General features: G+C 52.4%; 7 protein-coding genes. All 7 read right to left on the bottom strand.

Translation table 11 applies throughout. The features are described from left to right. Window positions 1-200 precede the first annotated feature (200 nt). On the bottom strand, window positions 201-701 hold the full coding sequence (locus BMW74_RS25115; protein ID WP_139208485.1) for a hypothetical protein: 501 nt from the start codon (window positions 699-701) through the stop codon (window positions 201-203). Continuing rightward, the gene (locus tag BMW74_RS24280; protein WP_139208484.1) at window positions 698-1,879 is read right to left on the bottom strand and encodes a hypothetical protein; all 1,182 of its coding nucleotides are present in this window, start codon (window positions 1,877-1,879) and stop codon (window positions 698-700) included. The genes BMW74_RS25115 and BMW74_RS24280 overlap by 4 nt, the downstream gene beginning before the upstream one ends. A 7-nt stretch (window positions 1,880-1,886) precedes the next feature. Further along, window positions 1,887-2,300 (bottom strand): hypothetical protein, encoded by a 414-nt coding sequence (locus BMW74_RS25110; protein WP_139208482.1) that lies wholly within the window; start codon window positions 2,298-2,300, stop codon window positions 1,887-1,889. 264 nt (window positions 2,301-2,564) lie between these two features. Beyond that, complete coding sequence (locus tag BMW74_RS24275; protein ID WP_139208480.1) at window positions 2,565-3,044, bottom strand: pesticin C-terminus-like muramidase; 480 nt, start codon at window positions 3,042-3,044, stop codon at window positions 2,565-2,567. A gap of 214 nt (window positions 3,045-3,258) precedes the next feature. Beyond that, complete coding sequence (locus BMW74_RS24270) at window positions 3,259-3,762, bottom strand: hypothetical protein (protein WP_218189048.1); 504 nt, start codon at window positions 3,760-3,762, stop codon at window positions 3,259-3,261. Then, window positions 3,759-6,338 (bottom strand): SH3 domain-containing protein, encoded by a 2,580-nt coding sequence (locus tag BMW74_RS24265; RefSeq protein WP_093426629.1) that lies wholly within the window; start codon window positions 6,336-6,338, stop codon window positions 3,759-3,761. Before BMW74_RS24265 ends, BMW74_RS24270 begins: the two co-directional genes overlap by 4 nt. A gap of 51 nt (window positions 6,339-6,389) precedes the next feature. Beyond that, window positions 6,390-7,448, bottom strand: a 1,059-nt coding sequence (locus BMW74_RS24260; RefSeq protein WP_139208478.1) for a DUF2345 domain-containing protein, incomplete at its 5' end; no start/stop codon positions are given.

Raw genomic sequence — 7,448 nt, 5'->3', positions numbered from 1 at the left:
CTTGATGCGTTTTTTCTCCTCGATCCAATTCAGTATTGGCGTCGAGTTGGTATGGCCGAGGATGTCGTCCAGGGCGTCCCATTTCCTCGGGGTGTGCGCCAGGAACAACTTCTTTTGTTTAACCTTTCCGGCGGGAAATCCGTTTATCGAGCCTAGGCGGTGGATACTAGACTTGCCATGTACAAGGAGTGTACGACAAACTAACGTGGCGGAAATAGGAAGCCATTGCCTCTAACAAGGTCGTCGCTAACTTCTTGTATGGCTGCGCTATCTAGCATTTTCTCCCCAAATGAATTACTAGTGCACGTCCGGCTCATTAAATCCTTATCCTGCTTTGTTACATCCAGAAAGGCCTTTGCACCAAAAGTTTCTTGCGGCACACCAAAAATATAAGCGTACTTCATGACTCTGAACCCAAAATAAACGGTATATGTTGCACGATCAACCCAACGATACAGCCTGGAGTCCTCTGGAAAAGTGACGTCCATTTCCATGGTTGATACCGTTCCAATTCTGTACGTCACCCTTTTTTGGTCGGCACTTGAGCAGAATGATACGGTGCGTTGTTTTTTTTCATCAAGTCGGCATGAGGCTATCATTATTTCATTGGGTGTGCATAGGTTGGCTTCCGGTTCTTGGGCAGTTGTAGTAGTAGGTGATAGCATGAGTAAAATGCTGCCTAGTAAATACTTGATGTTCATTCTAAAACCCCCTCAATTACTTCATATGCCATCCTTCTTTCTTCCAGTCCCATATCGCCACCATTTATTTTCTTTGTTATTTTCTTTACATCCAAAATTCCATTTCCATGCTCTGAGTTGTATACCCTTTCGGTCAGCCAGAACCATAAGGCACTTCTGATCGCGAACGGCATTTTATTTACCAAGTCTGGAGTTGAAATTGTATTTGGGGTGACGTCTTGCCAATATTTTTCATACTCGCTCATGAAGTTGTGATATTTTTCATATCCTGTAATTTGTATCAATCCCCTTCCTCGAAAAATATATCCATCGTCAGGATGTGATGCCCGATTTCCATTGAGCCGTTGAAAGTGTTTGCGACCGATTTCCCGTTGGTTGGCCCTGCGAATGATGACTCCGCGAGAATCTTTTAAGTATCCATCTTCTTCCGCTTCAGTGGGGTGCTGGCGATAGTAGACACTGAATGCCTTAAGTGCTCGTGGTGAGTACTCCCAGCTTTCAGTGATGCCCTTCATGGCGGCTCCAACCTCTCCCTTTATTTGAGCGAAGAAGTGGCGCTGTCGTAATCGAGTGTCCAGTTTGAATTCCACGAGACGCTCATTAATTTCATTTATTACTATGTCGATATCATCATCGCTTGCGGCGGGAAATATTTGCTTCAACTGATTATGAGTAATGGTCAGTGGGTTGACCTCCGAGAAACTCCCCATCAACCCAATCGGATGAAAATAAAACACCTCCCCACCCATCGGTAATCCAACTTCCCCCGCCACCTCATCCCACCAACTCAATTCCTTGATGCGTTTTTTCTCCTCGATCCAATTCAGTATTGGCGTCGAGTGGGTATGGCCGAGGATGTCGTCCAGGGCGTCCCATTTCCTCGGGGTGTAGCGCCATTCGCTGTCGTAGCTGAACACCAGGCGGGCGATGGATTGGGCGTGGGCCGGAACGCTGAGGGCGGTTTGTAGTTCTTCGGCGGTGAGCTGGCCGTCGCGGTTGCGGTCGATGATGTCGTGCAGGCGGGTTCGCATCAGGCTCTGCTGTGAGTGATCGGCCAGGGCAGAAAATCGTTCCAGTGCATGTTCGCGAGGTAGCCGTTGATTCTCAGCCAGTACGCCAGGCTGTTTCCATTGCTGTCCCTGTTGTGGAGGATCTTGTAGCCGTCCCGAAACGATCACAGTATTGTTACTCAGGGTTTCTTACATCGGAACATTGAAGCTTGCCAAGTTGATTGTTTGATACTGAAATTAAACACTCTCTTATTTGTTCGCCTACGGGCTCTAGTGGGGTTGTACTTAGCTTGAAGGAGATGCCATCTTTTTTGAAGGTGAAATCTTCAAATCCAACGTAAGCGAATCCTGTTGAAAATGGTTTACCTTCGAAGCTACACAGATGCAAGGAGGAAAGGACCGTCCACTTGCGATCCGTGCTTATTATTTCAATGTGAAGGCATTCATCGCCAAATCTTTTTATGTATCTGATCAGGGTCTCTCCAATTCTCCCAGAGTTCGCTTCAGATACAGAGGAATAATTCAGATTTTCAGCCTTTGCAAGTTGAAATGAGAGAGCGACAAAAATAGCCATCATTTCTTTTATCATCTATTATTTCTCATGTGCTGTGAGCGCTTGTTAAATCTATCTAGTGGTACGGTCAGCCAGTTTGAGCGAGAGCGAATGGCGTCTGAGAATTGTGTGACATCATTTTTTACTATGTGGCTCTGTAAGAGTTCTCTTGTCTCGGTCGTGTAGTCGCCGCGATATATCAGGTCAACTGTTACATCTTGAATTTTCTTACTGATCTCACCCCAGTTCAGGTGGCCATACTCTCTCGATACAGCGCTTTTTTTAGATATGCGCAATACCTCACTCACCATAGATTCGTATATGGGCAAAAAACAAATCGTGTTGCTGCTTTCTAGATATGGTTATGTTCTTTATTTCACTACTAGCACGGTCCATGTAGTTTTTCGCCTCCATACCCTTGAGTCCCTTAGCACCAATAAGCCACCCGAGCAAAGGTTCAGATATTCCAGCCGTGACAAGATCTATCTCAGGTTCGGGACGCTGACCCAGATCATAACCCTGTCCAATAGTTACGCCGGATGCACCGCCTGGCCAGTGTACAACTCGGCTAAAATATCGGTACAAAGCGTGAGACTTATCCTCTATGTCGTTTCCCTCTACATCGAAAGTCAGTTGGCCATACGGTACGCTCAACCACTTCAAACTATTGTCATCGTTATCGGCCGAAAAAATACTCATCAACCCAATCGGATGAAAATAAAACACCTCCCCACCCATCGGTAATCCAACTTCCCCCGCCACCTCATCCCACCAACTCAATTCCTTGATGCGTTTTTTCTCCTCGATCCAATTCAGTATTGGCGTCGAGTTGGTATGGCCGAGGATGTCGTCCAGGGTATTCCATTTCCTGGGGGTGTAGCGTCGTGGCAGTTCAAGAGCGCCAGGAACAACTTTTTTGTTTGGTTTTCTTCAAACTTCACCTTCGCGGCGGGAAATCCGTTCATCGAGACTAGATATAGGGCTTATGCTGATTTCAGTACGTGTAAGCTGTTTTGTGGCCAGTAAATTTATTTCCATCCAAGTAGAAACAGAATGTACCGCTTTCAATAACTCGACCGGCAACAATGTTTCCATTAATACATAACTTATTGCTTTCGATTCCAAAGCGGACTGCCCTACCCACGTTCTTTGACGTGTTCGCGGAAAAGGCATCAATTGGGACGGGGTAAACCATATTTGTTGTGCTGTCTATAGCAACTACTGAACTCTGGTTGTATTCATTTCGCTCTGGAATGATGACGACAATATATTTTCCAAAAAAATTTGGAGCTATATTTAAACGCCCCTCTTCGATAGCTTTAGTGTGTTTTTCGTCGCAAAAATTTACCGGGCTGTAAGAAAACGAACATCCCCCTTGATTGCTATAGCTGATAACTATAGTGGTCGTGCTATTTATAGGGTCGGCGTATGCTGCGTGTTGAGTAGCGACCCCAGCGACAAGGCCAATAAGTGAAGCTATTAGCGCGGCAATTTTCATTTCGTGCTTCCTATATGTTCAAGGGCTATTCTGAGGCGCTTTGTGGATTCAGAATTGGCCCGATTGGCAGAAGATTCATAGTATGAAAGCGTTCCATCGGAAATTCGTCCATCTTTGATTCTATAACCCGAAGGGACTGCAATAGAAGCCCACTCCTTTGCAGCTGCATTCTGAGCGTCATTGAGTTCTCCTTTTCCATATTTGATAAATTTTGCAAGTGCCCCACCGCCAGCTTTTTCTAGAAGGTACTCAGAAAAAACTTTTTCTTGCATGTCAGGGGTGTATTTTTCCTCCCCTGTCAATCGCAGCGTGCTTTTAGCATTCTTTAGCGTTTCAATTACAGTTTGGTACTTTCCAGTTGCAAACATTCTGTCTCTGTTTGTGCCGGACAAAGACTCGGTCAGAATTATTTCATTAATTGTTTTATTTGTGATGGTTCCTGATGCAGGGGAAAGAAAAGAGAATCCGACTCTACCCTCCTGGACATCCTTTGTTCCGGTGTTATAGGACTCATACGACCCTTCGCCATGGGAGATAATGTCCCCTATTTCTCTTATTCGGACATCAAGCATATTAGCGGTTGATATGAATGTGCCCATCAACCCAATCGGATGAAAATAAAACACCTCCCCACCCATCGGTAATCCAACTTCCCCCGCCACCTCATCCCACCAACTCAATTCCTTGATGCGTTTTTTCTCCTCGATCCAATTCAGTATTGGCGTCGAGTTGGTATGGCCGAGGATGTCGTCCAGGGCGTCCCATTTCCTCGGGGTGTAGCGCCATTCGCTGTCGTAGCTGAACACCAGGCGGGCGATGGATTGGGCGTGGGCCGGAACGCTGAGGGCGGTTTGTAGTTCTTCGGCGGTGAGCTGGCCGTCGCGGTTGCGGTCGATGATGTCGTGTAGGCGGGTTCGCATCAGGCTCTGCTGTGAGTGATCGGCCAGGTCAGAAAATCGCTCCAGTCCATGTTCGGCGAGGTAGCCGTTGGTTCTCAGCCAGTACGCCAGGCTGTTTCCATTGCTGTCCCTGTTGTGGAGGATCTCGTAGCCGTCCCATGACCAGGGACTGACCCACGGGGTGATGCCTACCGCTTCGCACACCCAGCCGTCCAGTGGTTGGCCGTCGGCATCGTTGAGCAGGCCGTCGAGGCGATACCAGTTGTAGGCCTTGGGCGTCGTCGGCGAGAGCGGTACGGCGATTTTTCGGTCAGGGGGCAGGCTGTCGAGCAGGTGTTTGGGGATCAGTAGGTCGGTGGCGCTCAGCGGATCATCGGTGTTCGCGATAGGCCGTCGTCTAGCGCTGTAGTCCTCTCGATGGGGGGCTAGCGCCGTGCCCTTGGCCAGTTTCAACCAGGTGCGGTCTTCTTTCGGCATGCGCTCGGCCCACTGTCGGCTGGCCTTGATGAAGGCCTCGACGGCGTCGCCGCTGAACACTTCCAGGTGCAACTGATGCTGTGGCGTGGTGTTGCTGGCGTCCTGGTAGGGCCCGATGTGGCCAATCAGCGCTCCCGCCTTGATGGGGGCCGGTGGGTTGAGCACCACGACCTCATTGAAGGCTTGCGGTGTCGGTACACCTTCTAACCCGGAGAGGGGGACGTACTGGCTGATGCTTTCCAGCTTGAGGAACTCGCCGCGTTCGTCTCCACTGACGGTAACTTGGGTGGCGTAGTGGAGCGTGAACAGGACCTCGCTATTTGTGTTGGGAGCGGCCCGAACGCGCAAGTCCTGGGCGTTGACGCGGTTGATCGCGCCGCGGACCTGGAGTAGGTACCTGGCCGCCACATAACCGCGTAACGAACCATCGGCGTTACGCAATAGCGCCGGCCCTTGGGTGTTTTCCAGTGTGCGGTATTTGCCTTCGCCGCTGACGACCACGGGTGTTCCGGGAGGGAGCAGGTCTAGAAAGTGGCCGTTCGCGGACTGGTTGGCGTAAACCTTCAAGCCTTTGGGTTGCGAGGTGCCGGGACGGGAGTCAGCGGCGTCCGTCCTGACACGTAGGTGCTGTTCCGGCCAGAAGGCTGGGCCGCGTAGCGTGGGGTTGGCTTGGTAGCTGGCCCAGTCCTGCAAGTGCATGTACAGGCTGTAGAAGATCAGGCTCGGCGGGGTGTCGTTGCTGTCTTTGATTCTGGGAGCTTGCAGGCGATGGCGAACCAGTACGAAACCACTGGCGAACGGCGCTTCGACGACTTCATCTGACCCAGGGAAGAAGGTGCTGAGCGGGGTGTGTTCGGGGATGCGGTAGGCCACCACCTCGCCGTCGGCTAGGCAACGCACGTGGGACTGATCCAGGTGGTTCTCGGTGCCGCCATCAAAATGCACGCCGCCGTGCCACATACCGTTGCGGCCCAAGGGATAGTAGCCGGCGTTGGCTTGAGCGAGTTGGGTCAGTTGCCGCAACGGTGTGGAGCGGTCGCCGAATGGGTGGCTCCAGTTTTTGATCGGGGCTGGGGTGACAGGGCGTGGTTCTGGGGGCGCCGGGGGCTGGAGAGGGGGAGGCTGATAGATGACCGATACCGGTCGCGACGGCTGGTCAGGTTTGGGGCGGCCGAAAAGCCAGGTAAGCAAGTTGAGCATGACAATATCCACTCCTTGTTTGAGCGCGACGGCACACCGGCCGTCAAGGGATTAGCCGCTGAAGGTCATTGGGCATGTGTGTTTGCTTGTGTAGTCAGTGAGTGGCGGCAGGGTTGGTAGCGGCGGTGTTTGTAGGGTTTTTTTCTGGCTGTACTCGAAATGCGCCGACTTGATCAGGTAATCGCCTTGCGTGCCCGACTCGATCTTGTTCGCGTCCAGGGTGATGTAGCTGCCCCCGGCATTGAGGGTGATTTTTTTCTTGGCGGTGATGTGGATGTCATCTTCGGTGCTGGTGATCGCCAGGCCGTGGCGGGCCATCAGTTCCAGGGTGTCGTTCTGCGCCTGCACGGTCACCGGGCCCTGGTTGGCGATCAGTTTGATCCCCAGCTTGCGCACAAACAGGCTCAGCCCCTGGCCCACGCCGATGAACAGGCGCTTGACCACGCTGAGGTCGGCCGCGCCGCCCGCGTTGAGCATCAGGTTCTCTTGCGCGGCCAGTTGCAGGTGCCCGCCGCTGGTCAGGGCGATGCCTTGGGGGGCGCTGAGCAGCAGGACCGAGGCCTTGAGTTCATCCAGTTGCTCGCGCAGCAGCGTCAGTTGCGCGTGCACGTCGGCCGGTTCGGCGTTGGCGGTTTGCGCGTCGGTGGAGAGGCTTTGCAGTTGCTCGCCGGCGCGTTGCAAACGGCCCACGGCGGCGGACATGTCCAGCACCTGGCCCTGGGCTTTGGGTTGTGCGTCGGCACTGATGAACACGCCTTTTCCCGCCCGTATCGCCCCCCAACCATCAGTCCTCAGCTCAAACCCTTCGCCGCGCTTTTTCTTCTGTGCATCCACCAGGTGCCCAAGGTTGAGCTGGCTCTTGCCGCTGTGCTCGGTGCTGAGCTTGACGTGCTCCTGGCCGCGCTCGTCCTCCATGCGCAGTTTGTTGTTGGCCGGGGTGCGCAGTACGTTGCGTTTGTAGTTGCGCAGGCTGACGTGGTCCGGGTGTTTGCTGTCGTGCAGCGCGTGGGCGATGTAGGGGCGGTCGGGGTCGCCGTGTTCGAAGGCCACCGCCACCTCGGTGCCGGCAATCAGTGGGAAGTGCTGGCCGTGGGTGTCACCCGCGTAGGG

Origin of the sequence: Pseudomonas sp. ok272 (assembly GCF_900109995.1) — a bacterium.
Taxonomy (GTDB): Bacteria; Pseudomonadota; Gammaproteobacteria; order Pseudomonadales; family Pseudomonadaceae; genus Aquipseudomonas.
The sequence above is the reverse complement of the archived record's forward strand: the minus strand, read 5'-3'. Positions and strand labels throughout refer to the sequence as shown.

Excerpts from the sequence above, each read along its gene's own strand:
- BMW74_RS24270 (WP_218189048.1), bottom strand. The coding sequence starts at position 3,762 with ATGAAAATTGCCGCGCTAATAGCTTCACTTATTGGCCTTGTCGCTGGG.
- BMW74_RS25110 (WP_139208482.1), bottom strand. The coding sequence starts at position 2,300 with ATGATAAAAGAAATGATGGCTATTTTTGTCGCTCTCTCATTTCAACTT.
- BMW74_RS24265 (WP_093426629.1), bottom strand. The coding sequence starts at position 6,338 with ATGCTCAACTTGCTTACCTGGCTTTTCGGCCGCCCCAAACCTGACCAG.
- BMW74_RS25115 (WP_139208485.1), bottom strand. The coding sequence starts at position 701 with ATGAACATCAAGTATTTACTAGGCAGCATTTTACTCATGCTATCACCT.